This window comes from Methanofollis sp. UBA420 (assembly GCF_002498315.1).
Taxonomy (GTDB): domain Archaea; phylum Halobacteriota; class Methanomicrobia; order Methanomicrobiales; family Methanofollaceae; genus Methanofollis.
Map to the genome: position 1 here is coordinate 464191 of NZ_DAGX01000005.1, position 25508 is coordinate 489698.

A 25508-nucleotide genomic window follows, 5' to 3' on the forward strand; every position below is an offset into this window, starting at 1 on the left:
TATGGATAACAGAATACTGAAAGGTCTGGCAGGCGCATTCCTCTGCGCCTTCCTGCTTCTCGGGGCCGCGGCCCCTGCAGCCTCCGCACTGGAGATGACCGAGGCGCCGCTCAACCCGGAGTATGTCAAATATCTTGAGGAAAAAGAGGCACCGGCCGACAGGATGATGATGGCCGCCGCCTCCATCGAAGAAGGCGAGAGCACAGACGATATCTGCGGCGAGATACCTTCGCCGGTGACGGTCGCCTGGCCCGAGGGCAGCGAGATGCAGACCACCTCGGCCTTCAGGCCCGCACCCTCGGAGAGCCGTTTCGACCTCCGCGACGAAGGGCGAGTCGGGTCGGTGAAGGACCAGGGAGAGTGCGGGAGTTGCTGGGCATTTGCGGCCCTCGGTTCCCTGGAGTCCACCCTCCTCCCCGAGGAGGTCCGGGACTTCTCCGAGAACAACCTGAAAAACACCCATGGCCTGGACTATGCCCACGACAAAGGCGGGAACGCCTACATGGCCACCGCCTACCTCTCCAGATGGTCTGGCCCGGTGAACGAGGCCGACGACCCGTACAGCGAGGTCTCGGGCGTCTCCCCCACGGGCCTCACCGTCCAGAAGCACGTCCAGGACGTCGACTTCCTGCCGATACGGAAAGATCGCTCCAATGTCACCCTGATCAAGCAGGCTGTCAAAGAGTACGGCGGCGTGTATTCCTCGATGTACTGGTCGAATGGTTTCTACAACGAGGATTATGCCAGTTACTATGACCCCTGGCTCGTCGGCGACGGTCATGCCGTCCTGATCGTCGGGTGGGACGACACCTACAGCAAGAAAAACTTCACCTTCGAACCGCCGGGCGACGGTGCCTTCATCGTCAGAAACTCCTGGAACGCCGACTGGGGCGACGACGGCTACTTCTACCAGTCGTACTATGACGCCGACCGCGGCTGCAAGGCGGTCTTCACCGCTGAAAATACCGACAACTACCGGGACGTCTACCTCCACGACCCCCTGGGCTGGACCGCTGCGGGCGGCCTCGGGAGCGAGACGGCGTACGCCGCCAATGTCTTCACCGCCACCTCGGGCAACAGCCTGGGAGCGGTCGGATTTTTCACGACGGCTCCGAACGCCGCCTACGAGGTCTCGGTCTACCTCGACCCGACAGACGGCCCCATCTCGGCCGACGGTCCGGTGACGACAATCTCCGGCACCCAGGTCCTGCCCGGTTACCATACCTTCCCCCTTGCGATGCCCGTGCCCCTGAGGCCCGGCCAGAGATTCTCGGTGGTCGTCAAACTCACGACGCCCGACTACTACCAGCCCCTGGCAGTCGAGAAACCGATCGATGGTTTCTCCACCGGCGCACAGGCCGGGGCAGGTGAGAGTTATATCAGTGCCGACGGCGTCGCGTGGGAAGACCTCACCACCCATATGCCGGACACAAATGTCTGCCTGAAGGCTTATACCGTCTACGAGGAACCAAAACTCTCGTTCAGCACGGGGCAGGCATCCCTGGACGCGGGTGACGAGACTGAGGTTTCCATCACCATGAACCGCGCCCCCTGGGGTCTTGCCGGGTACGAGATGAACGTCTCGGTCGCCGACCCGGAGGTCGCCACGGTCACCGGCGCCTCCTTCCCCGACTGGGCGAGGCTCAACCTTTCCCGTGAGACCGACGGCGGCGTCATGATGCGGGCCGTCGACCTCGACGACACTGTCCGTGCAGGCGACACGAACGTCGTGCTCGGCACGGTCAGGGTGAAAGGCCTCCTGGGCGGAACTTCGAACCTCAGGATCGCCGTGCGGCAGGTCGACGGCGACGGCGGTTGCCTGGTCACCACCAGGGCAAACACGAGCAGCGTCGCGGTCAGCCCGTCTGGCACGGATAAACAGGGAATAAAGGCCTCCCTGGACGTGCCCGGGTGCACCGTCACCGGGCAGAATGTCTCGGTGAACGCGTCCGGCCGGACGTCGGTCTCCGACGACGGAAAGAGGATCCGGGTCGCGGGAGACAACTTCAACCTGACCTTCGTCACGCCGGGCGACGCCGTCGAGGAAAACGGCACCATCACCGGCACCATCCAGGGGATCATCCTGGAGACACGGGCTGTCTCGGTCGTCTCAGAGGGCGCCGGTGAAGTCTCGGCAGGCGTCGGCGCGGAACTTTCCGGTCTGCCCGCAGGAGCGGCAATCTCCACGGTCCTCGGGAACAATGCATCTGCAGAGACCATGAGCGCCTTCCGGCAGGGTGCCGCGGAGAACAGATTGCAGATCGACGCTCTTGCCGCGTCCCTTGAAGTCAGGACGACCAACCTTACGGACGGGAGCGAGATCAGGAATGCCACGGTGACGATGAGCGTCCCGGCCGCATGGGTGGATGCCTGCGGCGGCGTCGCAAACATCAGGGTCGTGCGTATCGGCGACGACGGCAGCACCAGCGTCCTCCTGCCCGAAGAGGTCCGGAGAGAGGGCGAGATGGTGGTCCTCAGATTCGCGTCGCCCGACGGTTTCTGCACCTTCGGCCTCGCGGCAGTTTCGGTGCTGCCCGAACCCACGACAGAGCCTACGGTAGAACCCACGACAGAACCAACCGCTGAACCGGCCCATGCCCCCTCCCATGGCAGCGGCGGCGGCCACTCCGAGGCGGCGGTCGGTGCGGCAGGCGGACTGCATGCCGGGGAGAATGTCACCCTGACGATGCGTGACACCCCGATCACGGCGGTCACCCTCAGGACGAAGGGCGAGATCGACAAACTCATGGTCGGGGTGGAGAAGGCCACACGCCCGTCGGCGGCAGACGCTCCCGACGGCGCGGTCTATGCCTATGTGGAGGCGACTCTCTATCACACGACCGAAGACCTGCTCTCCGGCGAGACCATCGCCTTCGCCGTGCCTTCTGCATGGCTGGAGGCCCACGCCTGCACGGCCGGCGACGTCAGACTTCTCAGGTACGTCGACGGCGCATGGAAACCTCTCACGACCGTGGTCACCGGTGAGAAGGACGGCATGGCCAACTTCGAGGCCGAGACCGATGGTCTCTCCCTCTTCGCCATCGCGGCAGCGAGCGGCACGCCCGCAACCCCGACACCGGTCGTGACCTCGGCCAGCGCCGGGTCGGCCGTTGCGACACCGACGGAGACCGGAACGGAAACGGTCCCGCCGACGACACAGCAGTCGCCTCTGCCCCTCTGGACCGCGGCCCTCGCAATCGGCGCCGCATTCCTCAGGGCAGGGAGACGCTGACCACAATTTCCTTTTTTTTCGGCTCGGGAATATTCCTGTGCTGAGGAGCACGTCCCCCAAACATGGGATAGGGAGGGACGGCACATCCCTTCTTCAGGATTTCCTGTTCTGTCTTTCCCGGTCCAGATTGTGGGGAAGGCAGGAAGACTCCACGCACGTCCCGAGATCAAGGAGCAGACAGCAACCCCACTCTGCGTGAGCCGACAGATCTCGAAAAAAGAAAATTATTCCCGCACCACCGGCGACGCGGTCTCGTCGAAGGGGTTCGTCCGCATCGCGAGAGAGAAGAGGTACGGGTAGTTGGTCTTCAGGTACTGCATGTAGTCGAGCCACTGGGCGACGAGGAGGCCGTAGACACGGTTGACGTCGCCGGTGAGGTGCCTCAGGTCGGCCTCGGGCGTGTGTGCGAGATCCTCGCGGCGCTCCAGTTCGTCGGTGAGGTGGAAGACCGCCCTCAGCACCCCGGTGAACTTTTCGTGCTCAAGAAGCACCGGGTTTTCGAGGAGCCGCAGGAGGAAGTTCCTCTTTGCCATCAGGAACGACCTGAGGGCGACGAGTTCGTCCCGGTCTGCCGCGGCCGACCAGGCGCACGTCTCCAGGCGGGCCCGCACCCGCGCAAAGTCCTCGTCTGACCAGTCGTTCCCGACGATCAGGTCCTGCCGCACCGTGTCCAGGTGGGGGTCGCGGTCCGAGAGGCGGATCAGGAGGGCGGTCCCGACCTCGGAGAAGAAGGTCCCGATGACCATATTCATCTTCTCCAGTTTCTCCCTTTTCGACCGGATCGTGAGGAGTTGATTCAGGATGAGGGTCACGAGCAGGACATTGAGGGGGAGGAAGCCGAGGGCGTTGAAGACATAATAGTAGGTATTCTCGACATTGCCAAGGATAGAGAACTTCGCCGCATAGACGACGACGCTCACGGCAACCAGAAAGAGGCCGAGTTTTGCCTCCCAGCTCAGGCGTACCATCGCATATTCACCTGTGTACTACAGGCGCACGGGAGCAAAAAAATCTGCGAAGACGCACAGAAGAGAAAAAAGGTATTGGGCCGGTGCGAAAACACCGGTTCAGACCCAGCCGCGGAGCTTCATCGCGTCGACGACGCGCTTCATCGCGAGGGTGTACGCAGCCTCACGGAGGGAGATGGAGTGCTCCTGTGCAACGGCGTAGACCTCGTGGTAGGCCTTCGTCATCTTCCGCTCAAGGCGAGCGCGGACACTCTCCTCGTCCCAGCGGTCGAGAGAGAAGTTCTGGACCATCTCGAAGTACGAGACCGTCACACCGCCGGAGTTGCAGAGGAAGTCGGGGATGACCGGGATCTTCTTCGCGAAGAGGATCGCGTCCGCTTCCGGAGAGACAGGGCCGTTCGCGAGTTCGGCGACGACCTTTGCCCCGACCTTGTCGGCGTTGGAGGCGTTGATCGCGTTCTCCAGGGCGGCCGGGACGAGGACGTCGACCTTGAGCTCAAGGAGTTCTTCGTTGGTGATGTTCTTCGCACCGGGGAAGTCCCTGACCGCGCCGGTCTTCTGCTTGTAGGCGACGAGCGCCGGGATGTCGAGACCGTTCTCGTTGTAGACGCCGCCGTGGCTGTCGCTCACTGCAACGATGGTGCAGCCGAAGGAGTCGCCCAGGGTCGCGGCGTGGGAACCGGCATTGCCAAAGCCCTGGATGGCGATCTTTGCCGTCGCAAGATCGATATTGTTGTCCTTTGCCGCTTCCCTGATGACGAACCAGCCGCCGCGGGCGGTGGCGTCGCCACGGCCCTCAGAGCCGCCGAGGACGACCGGCTTGCCGGTGATGACACCGCAGGCATTGTGGCCGACAAGGGTGCAGTACTCGTCCATCATCCAGGCCATGATCTGGGGGGTGGTGTAGACGTCAGGGGCCGGGACGTCGCAGTCGGGACCGATGACCTTATAGATCGCGCGGATATAGGCGCGGCTGAGCCGCTCGAGTTCGCCGGCAGAGAGTTCCTTGGGGTTGCAGACGACGCCGCCCTTGCCGCCGCCGAGGGGGAGGTCAAGGAGGGAGCACTTCCAGGTCATGAGGGCCGCAAGGGACCGGATCGTGTCGATCGTCTCGCCGGGGTGGAACCTGATGCCGCCCTTCGTGGGGCCGAGGGCGTTGTTGTACTGGACACGGTAGCCCTGGAAGACCTTGAAAGAGCCGTCGTCCATCCTGACCGGGAATGCCACGTGGATCTCCCGCATCGGGGTCATGAGGTATTCCTCGACATTCTGGGGGAGGTTCAGGTATTCTGAGCAGGCACTGATCTGCTGCTTCACCATCTCAAACGGATTGTCATTGGTCATTGCGTTCACCAATATTCCTGATAAGATTGCATGCGATCTGTTTTATACGTGTCGAATCACATAAAAAATATTTCTTTAAAAATACAAAAAAATAGGCCCGAATATATCTATCTGGTGGAAATTAGCAGGTATCGTCCGGCGAAGATCGAAGGGGGAAGGAAATTTCCTACCTGCGCATCGTCCCGGTCCTGTCACCCCGGTGCACCCGATACCGGGCACGGGCACAGTGAGTCCCGGAAAAAGAGAAGGATACCGGCTACTCACCGGCCGGCGGTTCTCCGCCGAGCATCAGCGAACCGAATATAATCTTTTCCAGGACCTGCGCCACGTACTTCATCCGCTGCGTCCCCTCCATGTCCTCGTACCGGTGGACATCGGCATAGACCTGGAGACGGAGGAGGGCAAAGCGGAGGCTGTCGAGCTCGACATCGGAAAAACCTGCGGTCTCGGCATAGATCGGCTCAAGGAGGTCGGGAAAAGAGGTTATGTCCTGGACCGCCGCAGCGATCTGGGTATAGATGCCGAGGGGCTCCCCATTCCCCTGAAGCACCCGGAGAAGATCCATTTACCCCTCGACGACCTTCACCAGGTTCTCCATCACGGCGTCGATCGCCTTCCAGGAAGGCGAGTCGGCGTGCCTGTTGATGAAGGGCCTGCCCTCGTCGCCAGCCTTCCGCATCTCGATGTCGATGGGGATGGCGCCGAGGAAGGGGACACCGAGCTCTTCAGCAGCCTTCTTGCCGCCGCCCTTGCCGAAGATGTCGATCTCCTTCCCGCAGTCGGGACAGATGAGCCCGCTCATGTTCTCGATGATGCCGAGGACCGGGAGTTCGAGTTTCTCGACGAACTTTGCGGCCTTCTTCGAGTCCATCGTCGAGACCTCCTGCGGGGTGGTGACGATGACGGCGCCGTCCACATTGGGGGCGAGCTGGATGATGGAGAGGGCCTCGTCGCCGGTGCCGGGCGGGAGGTCGACGACCAGGTAGTCGAGGGCGCCCCAGTTCACGTCCTCCAGGAACTGCTGGATCGCCGCCATCTTCATGGGCCCGCGCCAGATGACCGGGGTCTCGGCGTCAGGGAGGAGGAACTCCATCGAAACGACAGAGAGGTTGCCGGTGATCTGGATGGGCTCGATCTTGTTGCCCATGACGGCGAGGTGCTGTCCTTCGGCGCCGACCATCTTCGGCACGTTCGGGCCGTGGATGTCGAGGTCGAGGAGGCCGACGGTCTTTCCGTGGTTGGCGAGGGCGGAGGCAAGGTTGACGGAGACGGTCGTCTTGCCGACGCCGCCCTTGCCGGAGAGGACCAGGATCACGTGCTTGACGTCGATCTTCGCCTTGGGGGGGAGGCCCTTCTTCGACGAGTCGCACCCTTCCTGCTGGGCGCTCGGGCATGAGGAGCAGTTGCCGGAGCATCCTTCCTGCTGAACTTGGTTATCTGCCATGATAATTATCTCCCAGATTGGTGTGCTCTTAACACTTCTATAAGTATCTGTGTGCCGGCCCGTTAAAGGCTTTAGATACCGGCAACAGGCCGTCAGGGAGAAACGGAGAAGAAAGGAGATGTCGCCGGCCGGAAAGATCGACAGGGTACATTTATCTGATCCCGGTGTCCCCTGAGGGGGTGTGAGACCATGAAAGGATATGCCGACAGACTGCTGGAGGTCGACCTCTCGGCCGGGACGTGTACGCCGGTGCCGTACCCCGACGACCTGAAGAGAGATTATCTCGGCTGCAGGGGCCTCGGGGTCAGGATCCTCTCCGACGGGATCGACGCCTCCACCGACCCGCTGGGCCCGGAGAACATCCTGGTCTTCGCCACCGGACCCCTGACGGGTACGGGCGTACCCCTGGGATCGCGCTTCGACGTGGTGACGCGCTCGCCCCTGAACGGGACGCTGACGAGCGCGAACTCGGGCGGGTTCTTCGGGAAGGAACTGAAGAGGGCCGGGTTCGACGCGGTCGTCGTCAGGGGGAAGGCAGAAAAGCCCGTCTATCTCTGGGTCCACGACGGCGAGGCCGAGATCAGGGACGCCTCGGACCACTGGGGCCTGCGGGTCGGGGAGACGGTCCATGCGATCGAGGCCGAGACAGACGGCCCGAAGACCGAAGTGCTCTGCATCGGGCCTGCCGGGGAGAGGTTGAGCCTGATCTCCTCGATCATGAACGAGACCTACCGCTCGGCAGGAAGGGGCGGCGTCGGGGCGGTGATGGGGAGCAAGAACCTCAAGGCGGTCGCGGCCCGCGGCGAGGGAAAGATCGAGGTCGCCGACCCGCAGGCGCTCGACGAGGCAAAGGTCGAAGCCCGCAGGAAACTCAGGGAGAACCCGGTGACAGGGAAGGGCCTGCCCACCTACGGCACCGCTATTCTCGTCAACATCATCAACGAGCACCATATCCTGCCGACGAAGAACTTCCAGAGCGGGTACGACCCCGAGGCCTCCGCGGTCTCGGGCGAGGAACTCGCCGACCGGTACCTGAAGACGAAGAAGTGCTGCCACTCCTGCATCGTCTGCTGCGGGAGGCGGACCGAGATCGACGGGGTCGAAGGGGACGGCCCGGAGTACGAGACCGTCTGGGCCTTCGGGCCGGACATCGGCTGCCACGACCTCCCCATGACAATCCGGGCGAACAACCTCTGCAACGACCTCGGCCTCGACACCATCTCTGTCGGCGGCACGATCGCCGCGGCGATGGAGATGACGGAGAAGGGGTACTATGACGCGGGCATCAGGTTCGGAGAATGCGAGAAGGTCGTCCCCCTCATCGAGGCGATGGGCTATCGGCAGGGGGTGGGGGCCGACCTCGCCGATGGGAGTTATGCCTTCGCCGCCCGCCACGGCCACCCCGAACTCTCGATGTCGGTCAAGAAGCAGGAACTCCCGGCGTACGACCCGCGGGGCCTCCAGGGACACGGCCTTGCGTACGCCACCTCTGTCCGCGGCGGCGACCATGTCTATGCCTACCTGATCTCGCCCGAGGTGCTCGGCCTGCCCATGCAACTCGACCCCTTCGCGGACGAGGGGAAGGCAGAGTGGACGAAGGCCTTCCAGGACCTCACCGCGGCGATCGACTCCTCGGGGATGTGCCTCTTCTCCTCCTTCGCCCTCGGGGCCGACGACTATGCCACCCTGGTCCGCGGGGTGACGGGCATGGCCGTGACAGCCGCGGACCTGATGCGGATCGGTGAACGGATCTGGAACCTCCAGCAGGTCTTCAACCTGGAGGCGGGGTACACGAAGGCCGACGACACCCTGCCTCCCCGTCTCCTCACCGAACCCCTCAAGGACGGGGCGCCGGCAGGGCGGGTCTGGGAGAGGGAGCCACTCCTCTCGGAGTATTACAGGCTGCGGGGCTGGGACGAGGAAGGTGTCCCGACGCCGGAAAAACTGAAAGAGCTCGGGATCAGCGTGTCTCCCTCTCTCCCCAGGAAAAAAGAAAGAACACCGCACTCCCTGCCAGCCCGATGAGGCCGGCCGTCCAGAAGACGCCGACTGTCCCGAAGAGGTCGAGGGCGAGACCGGAGATGAGGGGGCTTGCGATCATGCCGGCGGAGAAGGCGGTGTTGAAGACGCCGAGGGACGCCCCCACGCCCCACTTCTTCCCCTGATCCACGGCCATGACCGCGGCCGCGGGCATGGAGAGGGCGGTGCCGAGGCTTGTCGCCGAGCAGGCGAGGAGAAGGGGGACGAAGGAGTCGGTGAAGGGGACGGCAAGGAGGGCGACCGACGAGACGAGGGAACCGGCAAGGACAAGGGGGGGCCGGGGCACCCGGTCGGCAAGGCGTCCGCTTGGCATCTGGAGAACGGCGATGACCAGGATGTGGACGAAGAGGAGGAGGCCGACCATCTCGGGGCCGATGCCGCGGGCATGGGCGAAGAGGGGGACGAAGGCAAGGATGCTCCCGCGGCCGAGGGCGTGGACCGCTCTGAAGACCAGGATGCCCGCCATCGGCCTGTCCGCGGCGATCGTCAGGAAGGGGTGCGTGAGGCCGGGCGCCGGCGGCCGCGGCCGTCCGGCGGGGAGGGCGACCGCGGCGATGCCGGCGACGGCGGCGAGGGCCGCCATCGTGTAGAAGGCCTCGGGGATGCCGGCGGCCTCGCTGATGACGCCGCCGATGAACGGCCCTGTCGCCATGCCCAGGTAGATGGCGGTGTGGAAGACGCCCATCGCCTCCCCTTCCTTATCGTCGTCGGCAGACTCGGCGATGCTCGCCATGGCGACAGTGATCACCACCGCGGCCGCGGCGCCGTGGAGGAACCTGACGACGAAGAGGGGGACGACGCCCGCGGCGAAGGGGTACAGGGCCGAGATCGCGGCAAAGGCGAGGAGGCCCGCGACCACGAACCACCGCCGCCCCTCACGGTCGGAGAGGGCGCCGGCATAGGGGGAGAAGATGCCGCGGGCGAGAGGGAAGGCCGCAAAAAGGAGGCCGAGGACGATGCCCGACGCCCCGAGGGCGCCGGCATAGTAGGGCATCAGGGGCGAGATCACCCCGAGACCGGCCATCGCTACAAAGACGGCAAGGGAGGCGAGGACGATCCCCCGCACCCGGGAACAGTCGGTGGTTCAGACCGCCTCCCCGGAGACGGCGTCGATGGCGGGAGAATAGGGTTTGATGTCCAGGAGCGGACTGCCGTCGAGGGCTTCGAGGCCGCGGACCCTGAGGGTCAGGCCCTCGACCGCGACGAGGTCGACGAGACAGAGGGCGATGGGGTTTGGCCTGTTCGGCGACCGGGTCGAGAAGACGCCGAGTTCCCGCTCTGTCCCCGGCGGCGTCGCCGTCAGGGCCGACCTGTCGGCGCGGTCGAGCCAGTACAGCACGATCAGGTGGCGGTGTTTCCCGATATCGGAAAGGGCCGGAGCATATGCAGGGAAGACCTCGATCTCGCTCACCACATCGGAGAGACGCCCCTGCCGCGGGGCGTCGCCGGGCACTTTATACGGCGAACGGATCACCCCGATGGGCACGAGATCCATCATTCCTCCTCCTCCAGCGCGAGGAGGCAGACCTCCCGGTGGCCGCACCCCCGGCACCGCGCCGGGGCATTGTGGTTCCGCCTGACCTGGGCGCCGTCCAGACACCGGCGCATCTCGGCCACGGTCGAGAGCACCTGCTCTCTCAGGTCGTCGGTGAACTCGATCCGGTGCTGTTTTCCCTCGCCGTAGACCAGGATGCCGTACGGCACGCGGACGCCGTAGTGCTCCTCCACGAGGAGGCAGTACGCGGCGAGCTGGAGAATATGGTTCCAGTACGGCTTTCTCGCCCGCCCGCTCTTCACCTCGACCGGGATATAGGCCCCGCTCATCTCGTCCCGCAGCACGTAGTCCGGCCTCCCCGAGATCCGGTAGGTCTCGGAGAAGAAGGTCCCGGTCTCCTTGTCGAGGTCGGTGTACAGGAGTTCGCCCTCCGGGATCCCGAACTCCTCCCGCACAGGCTGAACAGAGTAGTGCCTCCTGATCGCAAAGATGAAAAAAGCAAGCGCACCAAGGAGGAGGAGGATCAAAACCTCGCCCAGATAGATGTTCACTGCAACCACCTGAGGAGGATGATCAGGGCGAGGGCGAGCAGGGCGTACCCGAGGATGGTCAGGAGCCAGAACTCCCGCCGCGCTTTTTCAACGGCAAAGAGTTTTTTTCCGACCTCGGCGTGCTTCTGCATCCCCCGCTCGCTCGACGCGGAGGTCGTGCTCCTGCCGTTCCTGCCGAACTGCCAGGAGAGAGCGCAGTAGGTGAACTCGGCGATCTCGGCCGCGGAGATCACCTGCGGGGCATCCCTGTCGCCCGTCAGGCACCCCTCCGGTCGAGTTCGTCGTTGCAGAGGCGGTCGGCCCGCCCGATAAAAGGGTTGGTCCGGCGGACGGAGACGAAACGCACCGACCTGAATCTGCCGGCCAGGGCGAGGACGCGGGCCTTCAGGTCCCTGAGGTGCTCCTTGTTCACCCGGTATTCGCCGGTCATCTGCCTGACCACGAGTTCGCTGTCAGAATAGACGGAGAGGTCGCCGTCCGTCCTCCCGGCCGCCGCTTCGAGGGCGTGGATGATGGCGAGGTACTCGGCGGTGTTGTTCGTCGTGACACCGGCATAGGCCGAGCCTTCGAGGACAATGGCGCCGTCCGCGACGAGGAGGTAGGCATAGGCTGCATGGCCGGGGTTGCCCCGCGCCGCCCCATCCGTATAGATATCAAGCCCACCCTCGTCAGACATGGCTCTCCCAGTAGAATTGGAAGGGACGCTAAATATGGCTGATGGTTGCGGACAGGTCCGACCTCACCCCGCGGGATATATAGGAGGCGGGACAGAGGTCAGGTCATGACAGGAGAGCGGAGTCTGCACAGGATCGGCGTCGACCTCGGCTTTGTCGAGTTTCCCGTCAGACACACCTGCGACGGCGCGGGCATCTCGCCGCGGCTCACGATCGCCGGTTTGTCGGCGCCGTCGGTCGCCCTGGTCGTGCACAACCCGTATGAACAGGGGTGTTCCTTCTCCCCCTGGCTCGCATGGAACATCGAGCCCCTGCGCTACTCCGACGGGCGGGCGGTGGTCCCGGAGGGCGTCCCGCCGGAGAAGGTGGTGGAGGCGCCGGTCGGCATGGTCCAGGGGACGAACAGTTATGGGCGGATCGGCTACCTGGGGCCGTGCCCGCCGCGGGGCGAGGCGCACAGGTATTATTTCCGGGTCTATGGCCTGGACACGCACCTCGACCTCGCGCCCGGTTCGGACCAGCACGCCCTCGTCGCCGCCATGCAGGGCCACGCCCTCGAATACGGCGAGACCTTCGCGATGTACAGGCGGCCCTGAGGGGGTTTATCCGTCCTTCATGTCGATGCAGATGATCTCGTAGCCCATCAGGGCTTCCTGCGCCGCGAAGAGGACGCCGGCGAGGACGAGCACCATCCCGACGAGGAAGGAGAGGATGGTGAGGAGGGAGAGGGCGGGCAGGCCCTGGACGTCGGAGAGGCCGATCATGAACGAGGTGACGACGAAGGCCGCCACGGCGGTGGAATAGCATATGATGGCATTCCTCTCACGGCGCGCCCGCACCCCCAGTTCGGCGAGTTGTGCGCAGACGTTCTGTCGGTGAACGGGATCCTCGTCGCCGCACCGGGAACTCTTTCTTTTCTCCTCGTCGAGGAGGCGTATCCTGTTGAAGACAAGGGAGTACTTGTTGTTCATCCCGAGAATGAGGAGGCCGCACGCCGAGATCATGAGCCCCGGCGCAAGCATCGTCTGGATGATGTCTGCTGTTGTCATGTGATGCTCCGCACGTTGTCGTTGTGGCGTGCGGATCAGGGTTTCTCGTGCGGGGAAAAAAGGGCTCTGGAAGAGGGGGGAAGATAGGGATTTTCACGCTCGGGATAGACGGGGGATGGCAATCTCTTCCTCGGGATCTCTGCTCTGTCATCCCCGGACCAATCGCATGAGAGGGACGAACGATAGCACGTTCAAGAAAATCCTTGATTTTCACTGGAATCCCCTTTGAGCAATGTGCAGGAGGCAGTGGATCGACGTGCTTGAGCCGGGGGGCTGCCGCCCCCCCGTCCCCCGCCATTAGGATAGGCAGGGGATGGCAATCTCCGTCTCGGATCTCTGCTCTGTCTTCCCTGGCCCTATCTTAGATCGGGGGTCTGGGGGCATCAGTCCCCCAGTCCAGAGTGTGGGGAAGGCGGTGGCTCCGCGCTCCCCTTCACAAGATCGTGCAGATACCCCCACCAAAAAAAAGATCGATCGTCAGATCACCGGCGTCCCCGCACGGATGACGGCGGCGATGCCCTCCATCTCGGCCGCAAGGAGGCGGATGATGTCGTCGACCGTGATGATGCCGGTGAGGGCGCCGTGCTCGTCCACGACAGGGACTCGCCTCACCCCTTTCTTCCGGATCGCTTCGAGCGCCTCGTACAGGCCGGTCGTCCCGGCCAGCACCAGAAGGTCGGCGGTCATCACCGTCCGTGCCGGAATTTTTTTCGGGTCCAGACCGTGCGCCGTGACCCTCACCGTGATGTCCCGGTCGGTGACGATGCCGACGGGCTTCTTGTTCTCCACGACGACGACGCTCCCCACATTCTGCTCGGCCATGATCGCGGCGACGTCGAAGACCGGCGTCTCCGGCGGGACGCTCACGACCGGCACCTGGCAACACTCCATCAATGTCATGTCTCCTCCCCTGTTTCTCCTCCAGAGGATAGAGGTATATTTTAAGATAGCCATCCGATGGCGATCAGATGATTGTCCCGACACCGGAATGGGAAGGTCTTGTGCACGACCTGGAGGGGACCGACCGACCAGGCACCGTCTTCCTCCTCGGTGCAAGCGATTGCGGCAAGACGACCCTTGCCCGCTGGATTTCCACACAGATGAGGGACGTCGCCTACATCGACGGCGATCCGGGGCAGTCTGTCCTCGGCCCGCCCGGCACCCTCGGCCTCGAACTTCCCGACGGGAGGGTCCGCCTGCGGTTCACCGGGGCGTTCTCCCCCTCGCACGCGCTCCTTGCGACCCTCGTCAGCCTGCGGCGTCTCCTCGACGCCGCCGTCGCCGAAGGGCCGGAGGTCGTCCTCGTCGATTCCTGCGGGTACATCTGGGGCGACGGAGGCGTGGAGTTCCAGAGGCGGTCAATCGAGATCCTCAAACCTGACGCCATCGTCGCCATCGGCAGGCAGGCCGAGATCGGCCGCATCCTCGCACCCTTCCCGGCCATACAGGTCCACCGCCTCCCCCCGGCGCCCGCGGCGCGGCGGCGGTCGCAGGGGGAGAGGCGGCGGTACCGTGCCGAACGGTTCGCCCGCCACATGGAGGGGGCCGAGAAGATCGTCGTCGGCCCGGGCGTGCACCGCATCGGCCACGCCCCGACCCCCGGCCACTTCGCCGCCCTCCTCGACGCCGACGGCTGGGTCCTCACCGCGGGAACAGTCGCCGCCGCGGGGCCGGAGGGCGTCACCCTCACGGCGGCGCCGCCCGCACCCGACACCCCGGCCTATCTTGAGGTCGCGGACTTCAGGCCCGACCTCCCGCCCCGCTACCTTCAAGAGGAATGAGGCAGGGAAAGAAGGAGCGATGGCAGCGGTCATCGAAGTGGAAGGGCTCGAACACTCCTTCGGGACGGTGAAGGCGGTGCAGGGGATCAGCTTCACCGTCGAAGAAGGGGAGATCTTCTCCTTCCTCGGGCCGAACGGCGCCGGAAAGAGCACGGTGATCAACGTGCTCACCACCCTCCTCCCCCTCCAGAGAGGGCGGGCCGTGGTGGCCGGGTTCGACGTGGCGGCCGAGCCCGATCGCGTGCGGGAGGCGATCGGGATCGTCTTCCAGGAGGTCACCCTGGACCGCGACATGACAGTCGGCGAGACCCTGGAGTTCCACGGCCGCCTGTACGGCATGGAGACGGAGGAAAGGAGGAGGAGCATCGACGACCTCCTCGTCCTCGTCGACCTGACGGATAAGAGGGACGTCCTCACCCGCCACCTCTCCGGCGGCATGAAGAGGCGGCTTGAGATCGCCCGCGGCCTCATGACCCGCCCGAAAGTTCTCTTCCTGGACGAACCGACGATCGGCCTCGACCCGCAGACGCGCCGGCGGATCTGGGACGCGATACGGGAGGTGAACCAGGCCGGGACGACGATCTTCCTGACCACCCACTACATGGACGAGGCCGACCACCTCTCCGATAGGATCAGCCTCGTCGACGGCGGGCAGATCGTCCTCCAGGGCCGGCCCATCGACCTGAAAAACGCCCTCGGCCAGGACCTCATCTACCTGGAGACCGCGGAGAAGGAGCGGGCGGCAGCGGTGCTCTCGGCGATGCCCGCCGTGAAGGAGGTGCGGGAGAAGGCGAAAGGCGTCCTCCTCCTGACGGCCGCGGACGGCACCCGCCTCCTCCCCGGCGTCATGGCGGCGATGGCGGAGGAGGGGATCAGGGTGACGGCGGTGAACATGAAAAAGCCCTCGATGGACGACGTCTTCGTCCACTTCACCGGGCGGGCATTGGCGGGGGAGACGTAAAGATGGACCTCCGCTTTCTCACCATCACCTGGCGCGACCTCCTCCGCTTCGTCCGCTTCAAGTCGGTCCTGGTCGCCTCCCTCGTACAGCCCGCCCTCTGGCTCGCCTTCTTCGGGATCGGGATGGCGAGTTCCTTCGACAGGTTCGCCCCGGCCGCCGCCGCACCGGGCACGACGACGATCGGCTATCTCACCTTCATGTGCGCCGGGGTGATCGCCCTGACCACGCTCTTCACGAGCCTGTACGGCGGGATCATCTTCCTCTTCGACAAGAACTGGGGCCTCCTCCGGGAGATCGTCGCAAGCCCTCTCCCCCGCGGCAGCATCATCGTCGGCATCGCCCTCTCGGGCGTGACCAAGTCGTACCTTCAGGCGATCGTCATCACGGGTTTCGGCCTCATTCTCGGCGTCGAGTTCTTCGCGGGTTTCGGCGCGATGGAGACGGTCGTCGCCGTCGCGGGCATGCTCGCCTTCGTCGGCGTCTTCGCCCTCGGTTTCCTCTTCCTCTCCTCGGCGATCGCCGTCACGATGGAGACACCCGAAGGGTTGCAGGCCGTGATCACCCTCCTCACCCTCCCGATCTTCTTCGCCTCGAACGCCCTGTACCCGACGGCCACCCTGCCCGACGCCCTCAGGGCCCTCGCCGCGGTAAACCCCCTCACCCACCTCATCACCGGCCTCAGGTACTTCGCCATCGGCCCGGACTTCACCGCCCTCGGCGTCCGCTACGTGACGACGGCCGCGGACGTCGCCTTCTCCTTCTGCGTCCTCCTCGTCTTCGCCGCCCTCACCTATCTCCTCGCACGCTGGCGCTTCCGGCAGGTCACGGTGACCTGAGGACGAAGATATTTGAGGGGCGAAGGCGACCCTCTCCTCCATGAACACAGAGGAGATAGCGGTCTCCGAGCGGTCGGAAGGGCAGGCGGTCGTCGTCTCCCTGCAGGGGAGGCTCGACGCCGTCTCCTCGTCGGCCGCAGCGGAGGCGCTCGCGGCGGTGACCGGGCGCCGCCCCCCCGCCGTGGTGCTCGACCTCGGCGGCCTCACCTACACGAGTTCCTCGGGTCTGCGGGTGATGCTGACGGCACTCAAGGAGATGCGGAAGGGCGGGGGCGACCTCTCCATCGCCGGGCCGCAGCCGCGGGTGCGGGACGTGCTCGTCACCGCCGGGTTCGACCGGATCATCCCCATCCACCCCGACGTCGGCGAGGCCGTGCAGGCGGCGGAAAAAAGGTAGATATCAGCCAGACCTGAGAGTGAAGCAGAAGGCGGCGCCCTCTTCGGGCCTCCCCTCCACCCTGTCCTCCACCCTGATCTCGCCGCCGTACCGGTGCACCAGCGTCCCCACGATATAGAGGCCGAGGCCCTGCCCCGGCCGGGAGCGGGTGTACCTGAAGAAACGCTCGAAGACTTTTTTTCTGGCGCCGGGCGGGATGCCGGGCCCGGTGTCGCTGACCCTGACATCGACCCCGCCGTTCTCCGCGGCGACGTCGATCGCGATCCCGACGGCCGCGCCCCCGTGCTTCAGGCTGTTGCCGATGAGGTTCTCGAAGATGCGGGGGAGGAGGTCGTCGGCGCGGACGACCGCTCCGGTCCCCGCGTACGTGACCGATGCACCGGGGAAACCGTCGATAACCGACCGGATCACCGGGTCGAGGGGCACCGCACGGAGGGTCGGCTCCTGCTGGCAGGCCCGCAGGACCTGGACCCGGTCGATGATCCCGCAGCTCTGCCTGATCCCGGAGAGGCACTTCCCGGCAAAGACGGACTGTTCGCCGGCGACCTCCTCCCTGAGCATCTCCAGGTAGCCCATCGCCACACTGTTCGCGTTGTTGATGTCGTGCGTCAGCACGTCGAGGTAGAGGTCGGCCTCGGTCCTGGCGGCCGCAAGGTCGTCGGCAAGGGCGGCCTTGTGGATGATGCCGCCGACCTCCCTGCCGATCGCCTCCAGGGTCTCCTTCTCCAGCGGGGAGAAGGAGTGGAAACTGCTGTTTGCGATGGCGAGGGCGCCGATCACCGTCCCTGAGGGGAGGGAGACCGGGACGACCGCGTGGGAATAGACGCCGAGTTCCCCCTCGGCATGGGCGACGCCGAGGTAGGCCTCGCCATACCGGGCCCTGCCGTCGGAGAAGATGCTGGACCAGTCGTCCCCGTCGCCGCCGACGGCGATGGCGTCGGGGAAGTAGAGACGGTACAGTCCGGCGTCGGCGCGCCGCGCGGCCGAGGCTCCGCCTTTCTCGACAAAGTAGATAGCCCCGGCATCGAAGTCGAGGAGGGCGACGGTCTTCTCCACCACCGCCGCCAGAGTCTCCTGGAGGGAGGTCGGTGCGGTGGCGGCCCTGATGATGCCGACGAGGACGGCAAGACGGCACCCGCCCTGCCCTCCATCCCTGTCGGGGACGAGGGCGACGACGACATGGCCGCCCGGCCCCGGCACCACCCGCCCCTTCGCCTCGAAACAGTCCGGACCGGTGCAGAGGGTTGCAGACGCGGCACCCTCCTCCCGCACATGCGCGAGGAACGCGGCGAAGTCCGGCGAAGAGAGGAGGTCGTCCGGCACCGACGAAAAGAGGGGGTTCGCCCGGATGACGCGGCCGTCCCGGTCGATCACGCCGACAGGCAGGGGGAGGGCCTGCAATATGGCTGCGGGTTCGGGATACTCGATAACCATAACGTCAGAAGACCTCTCCGGCAGGGACAATAAAAATATGGGATTGAATGCGACGCGGGGAAGACGACAGGGCCGTCACTCCCCCATCTCCGGCGGCAGGGGCCGCGGGGTGGTCACCACCGGCGGCGGGAGCACGCTCGAATCCCCCAGGACGACCGACCCGGCGCGGGTGCAGTCCGGGAGGTCGGTCAGGACGATGGAGAGTTCGGAGATCGTGGCCAGGGTCTCGTCGAAGCGCACCGTCCTCTCCACCCGCCCGTCCCATGACGATTCGTGGGCGATGGTCCCGATATGGTCGATGCCCTCCCCTTCGGAGACGGTAAAGACGTACGCCCCGTTCCAGGGAGAGGAAGAGACGGGATAATTCTCTCTATGGTCGAAGACCGGGAGGACCAGGACGCCGCGCCTCTCGTCGAAGAAGAAGGCCTTATGGTCCTCGAGGGCCGGCGACCCGGTCATCTGGCCGCCGATGACAGCGGTGTCGACGACCGTCGGGGCCGAGACATCGGCGACGTCGAAGAGGGCGACCTTCAGGCCGCCGTTGACGGTGCCGCCCCACTCATTCACCGCCGTCTCCCTGCCGACGCCGATGAGGCAGTGGTCGCCGCAGGGGTGGAGGTACTCGGAGTAGCCTGGTATCTTCAGGGCGCCGAGGACGGCGGGCTTCGTCCCGGAGAGGTCGATGACGAAGAGGGGGTCGATCTGCCTGAAGGTGACCAGGTAGAGGCGGTCGCCGATGAAGCGGGCCGCGTAGATCCGCTCGCCCGGCGCGATCCCTTCGAGGGCGCCCAGCACCTCCAGATCCCTGTCGAGGAGGTAGACCCCGCTCGTGCTGTTGTTCTGGAAGGAGGTCGTCGCCACCCTGAGGGTGTCGCCCGCCTCGTCCATCGAGAACTGGTTCTTCACCGTGCCGTTGATCATGCCTGTCGCCGCATAGGCGGCGCCGCCGGGCGCAAGGGCGAAGCGGTGGACGACCGACTTCCCGCCGGGGGCGTCATAGTAGGCGAGGTACAGGTTCTTCGCCGAGACGTACATCGTCCCCCCGTCGCCAAGGAGGAAGGAGACCGCCGACGCTTCGCGGCCGCCCGCCACCGGGAAGGAGGCGAGGGTGTGGAAGGTGTAGTACCGCTGGGGGATCGGCGGAGTGTAGATCGAGGGACGGACGCCCCCGGCCTCGGGCAGAGGATAGACAGGCGAGGAGGGGCGCTCCGCGGTCATGAGCCAGACCTCGCCGTCGATGAGCCGCGCACCCTCGTAGGCCCCGGTGACGGTGACGGTGTCGAGGAGACGGGGGTTCGCCCGGTCTTCCACCGACCAGATCTCTGCGGCGGTCACCTCCCTGTGCACCGGCACCGGCGCCGCGCTCCCCTCGGGGGTGACAAGGTCGTCCTCCGTCTTCACGGTGAAGACAACGAGACGGTCGCCCGCGAGGAAGAGCGCCCGCGGCCACCCGTCCACCGCCGCACGGCCGACGACCTCCGCCTCGCCGGGCGGGACAGCGCGGACGACGACGAACTCCCCTTCCCTGAGAATGTAGAGGTACTCCCCGTCGTTCTTGACGACGTCGGCCTCGTCCACGCCGGCGACCTGCACGTTCGTCGAGGAATAGTCGGCCGCACCGCCGGCCGTCGGGGCCATCGTGGGGGTGAGGGTCCGGGGTGCCTCTGCCGGCGCCGTATCAGGGACGACGCCGTCCACGTACCCGCCCGGCGGGTACGTTGCCGCATGCTCTTTCAGGAAATCGATCACCTCGGCATCGGAAGAAAAGGTGCGCAGGCCGCTCTCGTCCACCCCTCCCCCCGCGTCGGGGAGGATGAGGGCGAGGCCCCAGACACACACGATCAGCAGGGCCCCGGCAAGGGGCAGGAGTATCCACCGGTCCATGGAGGATCATGGACACGGCATTATATATCGGGATCGATAACTGCGGATTTTTTCGCACTCTTCCTGCCCCGTTCGGGCTTTCTGAAGAGGACGATGCGGTTCGTGTTCGTCCCGCCGGCATTGTTCGCGATCCCCCAGATATTCGAGGTCTTGGTGAAGGCCTGGCTGTTCACCATGATCCCCTCGGGGAGAAAACCGGCCCCGGCGCCGAGGGGGACGACATGCTCGTCGAGGGCGACGCGGCCGTGCCGCACCTCGCCGACCTCGAAGGCGACCCGGCCGCCCGGCCGCGTCACCCTGAAGAGTTCGGCAAAGACCCGGCCCATCACCGCCTGCCACTCCTCCACGGTCCGCGCCGTCGTGATCCCGGCCCCGACCTCCTCCGCGTCCAGGCCGTTGAACCAGCACCGCAGCCAGTTGTCCTTCGCATACTGCACGATGTCCAGGAAGGGCGGCGAGGTGACGGTGAGCGCGACGGAGGCGTCCGGGATCGCGGGCGTCTCGTCGGCCCGGCCCGTGAGGAAGAGGGCGTCGGTCCCCGCGCACCTGAGGGCCGCCGCCTCCTCCGGAGAGACCCGCTTCAGGAGTTGCTGAGACTTTTTCAGGACAAGGGCATGGGTGTCGCGGTACTCCGGTTTCTGGCGCCTCTTCTCATTGATCCGCCGCTGGCTCTCCGGCGAGACCGCCTGGTTCGGCGGGAGGGTGTAGACCGAGAAGAACCCCTTCGAGTGGCCGGTGAGGCGGTTCGTCGCCACCATCCTGATCCATCTGTCGACCCCGTCCTCGTCCTCCTTCCGGCCGAGGAGGTACCGCCTGAGGGCGACGATCTCGGCCCGGGTCTTCGGGTGATAGAACATCGATAGGTCGGTGCCGGCCCGCCCGCCCCGACTCCGCGGGATTTCGTCGAGCCTTTCGGCGACCGCGTCGAGCGACGGCGGGGAGAGGCGCGGCCGTGCGAGGACCGCACTCAGGGGGTTGATGTCGTTTGCGATCACCCGCCGCCCCATGAGGGCCGCCTCGATTGCGGTCGTGCCCCGGCCGCTGAAGGGGTCGTAGACGACATCCCCGGCCCGTGTAAAGAGGTCGATAAAGAAACGCGGGAGCTGGGGCTTGAAACACGCTCGATACGAGACCTCGTGGATCGAGGAGGCCTGGCGCTGCCGCGCCGTCCAGAACTCGTTGTGATAGCGCGGCACCTCGATCCCGCCGCAGCACACAGTCTCCCGGCAGGTCGGACTCCCGTCGGCGGCGACAAAGTTCCCGATAGAGTCGTCGAGGGAGGGGGACATCAGAGTGATATCACTCCTGAACAGTCTTAATCTTTGCATCAGGGAATGATCTCACAGCCGTTGAAGCGCTCGTAGGAGAAGTCGGAGATGCCGACCTTCCCCTCCGCGATGAGCCCCCGCACCGCGGGAAGCGCCGACGTCAGGGCGTCGTGGAGGTTCTGCACCGTCCTGCAGACAAGCCGCCGCCCTCCCTCGGGCCAGGGGAGGAGGATGTTCGAGTACAGGCACCGCCCTCCGCAGAAACTCCTGAGGCTGCAGGACGTGCAGGGGGCGCCGACATGGACGACAGGGAGGTCGTGGGGTACGGTGGAGGAGATGTGCCCGAGGTACCAGTCCTTCATCCCGACCATGCAGGGGCAGGGGATGACAGTCCCGTCTGTCATGATCGTGTAGTTCGCGTAGCCGCAGCCGCAGCGGAGGCGGCTTCCCTGCCCGAGGATGAGGTCTTCCATGCACCCCAGGAAGGGGTACCAGCGGGGCACCCGCCCCTCCTCGCGCATCGTCGCCACCCACCTCCCGACAAGGCGGTGGATGCCGGGGTTGTACGACTCCTTCGCCCAGGCGGCAAAGTCGCGCCGGGAGTAGTCGCCCCAGAAGTTGGCGTCGATCTGCCAGTGGATGGAGGTAAAGTCGGGGAGGCCGGCAAGGTAGAGGACCGCCTCCTCGATATCGGTGTCCTCGGCGACGGTCATCCGGGCGATGAGTTCGCCCGTATACCCGCCGGCGCGGATCGCCCGCACATTCTTCATCACCCGCGCATAGACCCCGGCGCCGCGGTGGGCGTCGGTGAGGGCCTCGGGGCCGTCGACGGAGGCCAGTATCGTCGAAAAGCGATTGACGACCTCGGGGCCGAGACGGTCGAGGAGGAGGCCGTTGGTCTGGACCATGAACCGGCAGGCGGGAGGGGCGCTGTCCATGACCTTCTCGATCAGGTCGGGGCGCAACAGCGGTTCGCCGCCGTAGAAGGTGAGGACAGGCGCCCGGTCCTCGGAGAGGAAGCGGTAGAGATCGGAAAGGTCGAGGGAGAGGTCGGGGGGCACGTCCTCGTCGATCGCCACCTCGCGCCCGCAGGGGTCCATCTCCTCGAAGTCCCTGGCACGGCAGTACGAACAGCAGAGGTTGCAGGCGTCGGTAAGAATGAGGTGGTAGTACATCGCTCTCTTACATTTTGGGGTGGGAGGGCGATAAACCTCCCGGTATTCCGCGAAAAAGGGATAGGACTGAGGAGCGAGCGATCCCAAAACATTATATACGTGACATGCACCTGAGAAACCATGGACATGTACAGGTGCACCAAATGCGGGTACATCTATAACCCTGCAAGCGGGGACCACACCCAGAAAATCCCGCCGAAAACACCTTTTGAAAAGCTTCCCGGAGACTGGGTCTGCCCGAGATGCGGGGTGGACAAGACATTCTTCGTCCCCGTCGAGTAGAATGGACCGCGAAGAAGGGCGCATCGCCTGCATCGACATGGAGTTCGGGCACGTCTACGGGACGCACCGCAACGTCGTCATGCCCATCGAAGTCGGCGCGGTGGTCTACGGCCGGGACGACGAGATGCCCGTGTTTGCCGGCAGGACTTTTGCATACGACATCGAGGTCGAGGTCTGGCAGAACAGGATCGGCCCCCTGGGGGTGCGGACAGGCGTCGAGACGAGCGTCGCAAATCCGGGGAAAGGGCTGGAAGGTCGGCCGTACGACCCCTCCCACCGCCTCGGCGGCAGGGGATGGCGGAGGGCGCGAGAGGTGGCGGCCGCGTCTTTCACCGACCTGGGAGATTTTATGAGAGATCTCTGCGACGAGGAGGATATCTCGCGGTTTGCGTTCTTTGCACGGGGCATGGAGACGAAGGCTCTTGCACGGGCGGGTTTCGACCTTTCAGGATACCGCTGCACCGATCTCCAGCACGAGGTCAGGGCGGCCCTCGGCATGAGAGACGTCCTCTCCCTCGACCGCGCCTCCTGTATCATCGATTTCGCCCACACACAGGGGGAGATCCTCTCCCGCCACTACCGGTACCCGGTGCCCGAGGTCTATGACGGCAGGATCAGTCCGCACACGGCGGTCGGGGACGCTTCCCGGATCTTCCTGCTTGCACGGGAGTTTTATGCCGAGAAGGACGGTTTTCTCACGGCGGCCGGGGAATATTTCTCCGAGTGCGCCGCGGTGGCGGCGAAAAACCCTCAGGGTCAGTGAAAAAAAGGGGAGAGGGGATCAGGCGACCTTCAGCGTCAGCGAGAAGGTGTCCTCGGTCCCGGTCGTGTTCTCCCAGGGGCGCTTGTAGACGGCGGAGAAGGTCTGGTTCCCTGCGGCGTCGGCACGCACAAGCCAGAGGTGGGTGCCGCCCACGCCGACCATGCCCTCGGAGTGGGGGTCGACGGTGTAGGTGTCGTTCAGGAGGGTCAGGCCCGAGGAGAGGGTCGCGTTCCAGAGGTATCCGGTCGTCGGGTTCTCTCTCAGGCTGATCCCGACGATGTCGCCCACCGTGGCGTTGACCGCGGTCCCGTTCGCCGTCTCGTTGAAGGCGCCGGTTGCCGCACGGTAGACCGCCCATTCGTCGGCCTCGGTGCCGTTGCCGAAGATGCAGACGCCGTACTCGTTGCCGGCCGCGTCCTTCCTGGTCTCATAGCCGTAGCCCTGCTCCTGGCACCATGCCGCGGCGGGGTTGGGCATGCCGATGACCGTCTCCGTCGGCGTGACAGGGGCGGTGGTGTTCACCGGTACCGGGGTGGTCGTGTTCGTCTGTGCCGGCCCGGTCGTGGTGCAGCCCGCACCAAGGAGGCAGGCGCAGCAGAGAAGGGCGAGGGCGCCCAGAATAACGTTTCGTACCATACAGGAGACAGGACGTCAGGAGAGATAAATCATACGAAAACTACGACGATTTTCGTCACCATCTGCCGGAAACCGGGGTCATCGACATTCCCCGAAACAGGGAGCACCCATATCGATGGGAGAAAAGGATACGGGCGGCATTTTCTCATATAGGATCTCAGAATTATAGAAACTAATATATACCCGACACAATAATTACCACCTAATGCCCCCCCACACAGACGAGCAGATCCGCGTCCTCATCGTGGACGACGATCCCGCTCTCCTGAACGTGATCGGACTTTTCCTGGAAAGTACCGGTGAGATCAGCACCACACTCGCCCACAGAGGAGGCGAGGCCCTGGAAAAGATGGAGAGCGAGCATTTCGATGTATGTATTTCTGATTTCGAGATGCCGGGGATGGATGGGATCCGTCTCCTCGAAGAGTTTCGGTACCGTGGAATGAACCTGCCCTACATCCTGATCACCGGCGGGAGGCACGGAGACGTGGCCGCCCGTGCCCGGACGGCGGGAGCGGGCTGGATCATCCGGAAGATCGGAGAGGGAGACAGTTTCTTCCAGAAACTGATCGAGGCGGTCAGGACGGCGACAGAAGAAAAAGAGAATGAATATCCCCTCTCCGGAGGCCGCAGGGAGTACCCTCCGGGCGTCCACGCATAAGGCCCCGGCATCTCGGGGTCCTTCCGGGAGGCTTTCGAGCACCAGAGATTACGGACCTTTACCCCCCTTGATATAGACAGACGTCACATCTTTTTTGTATGGTACAGTGCAACGCGTCCCACATTCTTGTCGGGAGCATGGCAGAGGCACAGGAACTGATCGAGCGGATCCGGTCCGGCGAGGACTTCGAGGCCCTGGCACGGAAGCATTCGTCCTGCCCGTCAGGGAAAGAAGGCGGAAAACTCGGCTGGTTCGGGAAGGGGCAGATGGTCCCGCCCTTCGAGAAGGCCTGTTTCGCCGCGAAGGAAGGAGAGGTCGTCGGCCCGGTGAAGACCCAGTTCGGCTGGCATGTCATCCGCCTCAACGGCAGGAAATAATCCCTTTTTTTCTGAATACTTTCTGATCCCGTGAGCGGAAGCGAGGGTCCGCCGCCATCCCCACAGATAACCCACCGGGGGCTCCTCGAAAGCCTCCAGTTATCTCGCACTATTGCTCGTTGTCCCCAGATCCCAGATCAGGATAGGAACAGGGAAGGGCAAGAGGAGATCGTGAAGAGGGAAGTTACCATCCCACCCCTATCCTGACATGGGGGGACCGGGGGGTGAAACCCCCCGGAGGAGAGCGTGGGTCCAC

The 25508-nt window shown here is 64.9% G+C and carries 27 protein-coding genes; 11 read left to right on the forward strand and 16 right to left on the reverse strand.

Annotated features, from left to right (window positions below; translation table 11 throughout):
* The first annotated feature begins 1 nt into the window (after position 1).
* A complete protein-coding gene (locus tag BP869_RS08470; protein ID WP_342678680.1) occupies positions 2-3232 on the forward strand; it encodes a lectin like domain-containing protein in 3231 nt (1076 codons plus the stop codon).
* Positions 3233-3456: 224 nt separating this feature from the next.
* Here the strand turns inward: BP869_RS08470 and BP869_RS08475 are convergent, their stop codons facing one another.
* The 4 genes from BP869_RS08475 to BP869_RS08490 form a co-directional block, all read right to left on the reverse strand.
* On the reverse strand, positions 3457-4200 hold the full coding sequence (locus tag BP869_RS08475) for a hypothetical protein (RefSeq protein WP_342678682.1): 744 nt from the start codon (positions 4198-4200) through the stop codon (positions 3457-3459).
* A 99-nt stretch (positions 4201-4299) separates the two neighbouring features.
* Positions 4300-5544 (reverse strand): Glu/Leu/Phe/Val dehydrogenase, encoded by a 1245-nt coding sequence (locus BP869_RS08480; RefSeq protein ID WP_342678684.1) that lies wholly within the window; start codon positions 5542-5544, stop codon positions 4300-4302.
* A 256-nt stretch (positions 5545-5800) separates the two neighbouring features.
* Positions 5801-6109, reverse strand: coding sequence for a hypothetical protein (locus BP869_RS08485; protein WP_342678686.1), 309 nt, complete (start codon positions 6107-6109; stop codon positions 5801-5803).
* Complete coding sequence (locus BP869_RS08490; protein ID WP_342678688.1) at positions 6110-6988, reverse strand: Mrp/NBP35 family ATP-binding protein; 879 nt, start codon at positions 6986-6988, stop codon at positions 6110-6112. It lies immediately after the preceding gene.
* Positions 6989-7177: 189 nt separating this feature from the next.
* Between BP869_RS08490 and BP869_RS08495 the strand changes: the two genes are divergently transcribed.
* On the forward strand, positions 7178-9013 hold the full coding sequence (locus BP869_RS08495; protein ID WP_342678690.1) for an aldehyde ferredoxin oxidoreductase family protein: 1836 nt from the start codon (positions 7178-7180) through the stop codon (positions 9011-9013).
* Here the strand turns inward: BP869_RS08495 and BP869_RS08500 are convergent.
* The 5 genes from BP869_RS08500 to BP869_RS08520 are packed head-to-tail and all read right to left on the reverse strand — an operon-like array spanning position 8949 to position 11750.
* On the reverse strand, positions 8949-10094 hold the full coding sequence (locus tag BP869_RS08500) for an MFS transporter (protein WP_342678691.1): 1146 nt from the start codon (positions 10092-10094) through the stop codon (positions 8949-8951). The two genes, BP869_RS08495 and BP869_RS08500, sit on opposite strands and share 65 nt — an antisense overlap.
* 18 nt (positions 10095-10112) lie before the next feature.
* Entirely contained in the window at positions 10113-10526 is a 414-nt protein-coding gene (gene tsaA / locus BP869_RS08505; RefSeq protein ID WP_342678693.1) for a tRNA (N6-threonylcarbamoyladenosine(37)-N6)-methyltransferase TrmO, read from the reverse strand.
* Positions 10523-11074, reverse strand: coding sequence for a CRISPR-associated protein Cas4 (gene cas4, locus BP869_RS08510; RefSeq protein ID WP_342678695.1), 552 nt, complete (start codon positions 11072-11074; stop codon positions 10523-10525). Before cas4 ends, tsaA begins: the two co-directional genes overlap by 4 nt.
* Positions 11071-11307, reverse strand: a complete 237-nt coding sequence (locus BP869_RS08515) for a hypothetical protein (RefSeq protein ID WP_342678697.1) — start codon at positions 11305-11307, stop codon at positions 11071-11073. The genes cas4 and BP869_RS08515 overlap by 4 nt, the downstream gene beginning before the upstream one ends.
* A gap of 23 nt (positions 11308-11330) precedes the next feature.
* Positions 11331-11750: a ribonuclease HI family protein gene (locus BP869_RS08520; protein WP_342678699.1), complete on the reverse strand. Its 420-nt coding sequence runs from the start codon at positions 11748-11750 to the stop codon at positions 11331-11333.
* Positions 11751-11855: 105 nt separating this feature from the next.
* Here BP869_RS08520 and BP869_RS08525 point away from each other — a divergent pair, with 105 nt between their 5' ends.
* Positions 11856-12344, forward strand: coding sequence for a YbhB/YbcL family Raf kinase inhibitor-like protein (locus BP869_RS08525; RefSeq protein WP_342678701.1), 489 nt, complete (start codon positions 11856-11858; stop codon positions 12342-12344).
* 6 nt (positions 12345-12350) lie between these two features.
* On the opposite strand, the gene BP869_RS08530 is transcribed toward BP869_RS08525, so the two are convergent.
* A complete protein-coding gene (locus tag BP869_RS08530) occupies positions 12351-12797 on the reverse strand; it encodes a DUF2721 domain-containing protein (protein ID WP_342678703.1) in 447 nt (148 codons plus the stop codon).
* Between the two features lie 477 nt (positions 12798-13274).
* Positions 13275-13697 (reverse strand): CBS domain-containing protein, encoded by a 423-nt coding sequence (locus tag BP869_RS08535; protein ID WP_342678705.1) that lies wholly within the window; start codon positions 13695-13697, stop codon positions 13275-13277.
* 68 nt (positions 13698-13765) lie between these two features.
* On the opposite strand from BP869_RS08535, the gene BP869_RS08540 reads away from it, so the two are divergent.
* From BP869_RS08540 to BP869_RS08555, 4 genes are read left to right on the forward strand one after another with little or no spacing between them, the layout of a single operon-like run.
* On the forward strand, positions 13766-14578 hold the full coding sequence (locus BP869_RS08540; protein ID WP_342678707.1) for a Clp1/GlmU family protein: 813 nt from the start codon (positions 13766-13768) through the stop codon (positions 14576-14578).
* Between the two features lie 19 nt (positions 14579-14597).
* Positions 14598-15539, forward strand: coding sequence for an ATP-binding cassette domain-containing protein (locus tag BP869_RS08545; RefSeq protein WP_342678709.1), 942 nt, complete (start codon positions 14598-14600; stop codon positions 15537-15539).
* A gap of 2 nt (positions 15540-15541) precedes the next feature.
* Positions 15542-16375: an ABC transporter permease gene (locus BP869_RS08550; RefSeq protein WP_342678711.1), complete on the forward strand. Its 834-nt coding sequence runs from the start codon at positions 15542-15544 to the stop codon at positions 16373-16375.
* Positions 16376-16415: 40 nt separating this feature from the next.
* A complete protein-coding gene (locus tag BP869_RS08555; RefSeq protein ID WP_342678713.1) occupies positions 16416-16772 on the forward strand; it encodes an STAS domain-containing protein in 357 nt (118 codons plus the stop codon).
* Between the two features lie 3 nt (positions 16773-16775).
* Here the strand turns inward: BP869_RS08555 and BP869_RS08560 are convergent, their stop codons facing one another.
* The 4 genes from BP869_RS08560 to BP869_RS08575 form a co-directional block, all read right to left on the reverse strand.
* Positions 16776-18206, reverse strand: a complete 1431-nt coding sequence (locus BP869_RS08560) for an ATP-binding protein (protein ID WP_342678715.1) — start codon at positions 18204-18206, stop codon at positions 16776-16778.
* A 75-nt stretch (positions 18207-18281) separates the two neighbouring features.
* Entirely contained in the window at positions 18282-20090 is a 1809-nt protein-coding gene (locus tag BP869_RS08565) for a beta-propeller domain-containing protein (RefSeq protein ID WP_342678717.1), read from the reverse strand.
* 20 nt (positions 20091-20110) lie between these two features.
* Positions 20111-21379: a DNA methyltransferase gene (locus BP869_RS08570; protein ID WP_342678719.1), complete on the reverse strand. Its 1269-nt coding sequence runs from the start codon at positions 21377-21379 to the stop codon at positions 20111-20113.
* 38 nt (positions 21380-21417) lie between these two features.
* On the reverse strand, positions 21418-22533 hold the full coding sequence (locus BP869_RS08575) for a TIGR04084 family radical SAM/SPASM domain-containing protein (RefSeq protein WP_342678721.1): 1116 nt from the start codon (positions 22531-22533) through the stop codon (positions 21418-21420).
* Positions 22534-22653: 120 nt separating this feature from the next.
* On the opposite strand from BP869_RS08575, the gene BP869_RS08580 reads away from it, so the two are divergent.
* Positions 22654-22815 carry a rubredoxin gene (locus BP869_RS08580; protein WP_342678723.1) on the forward strand — a complete coding sequence of 54 codons (162 nt, stop codon included), beginning with the start codon at positions 22654-22656 and terminating at the stop codon, positions 22813-22815.
* Between the two features lies 1 nt (position 22816).
* A complete protein-coding gene (locus tag BP869_RS08585) occupies positions 22817-23578 on the forward strand; it encodes a hypothetical protein (protein ID WP_342678725.1) in 762 nt (253 codons plus the stop codon).
* Positions 23579-23596: 18 nt separating this feature from the next.
* Here the strand turns inward: BP869_RS08585 and BP869_RS08590 are convergent, their stop codons facing one another.
* Complete coding sequence (locus BP869_RS08590) at positions 23597-24214, reverse strand: protease inhibitor I42 family protein (protein WP_342678727.1); 618 nt, start codon at positions 24212-24214, stop codon at positions 23597-23599.
* A gap of 205 nt (positions 24215-24419) precedes the next feature.
* Here BP869_RS08590 and BP869_RS08595 point away from each other — a divergent pair, with 205 nt between their 5' ends.
* Entirely contained in the window at positions 24420-24875 is a 456-nt protein-coding gene (locus BP869_RS08595; RefSeq protein WP_342678729.1) for a response regulator, read from the forward strand.
* A 98-nt stretch (positions 24876-24973) separates the two neighbouring features.
* Positions 24974-25252 carry a peptidylprolyl isomerase gene (locus BP869_RS08600; protein WP_067048927.1) on the forward strand — a complete coding sequence of 93 codons (279 nt, stop codon included), beginning with the start codon at positions 24974-24976 and terminating at the stop codon, positions 25250-25252.
* Positions 25253-25508 lie beyond the last annotated feature (256 nt).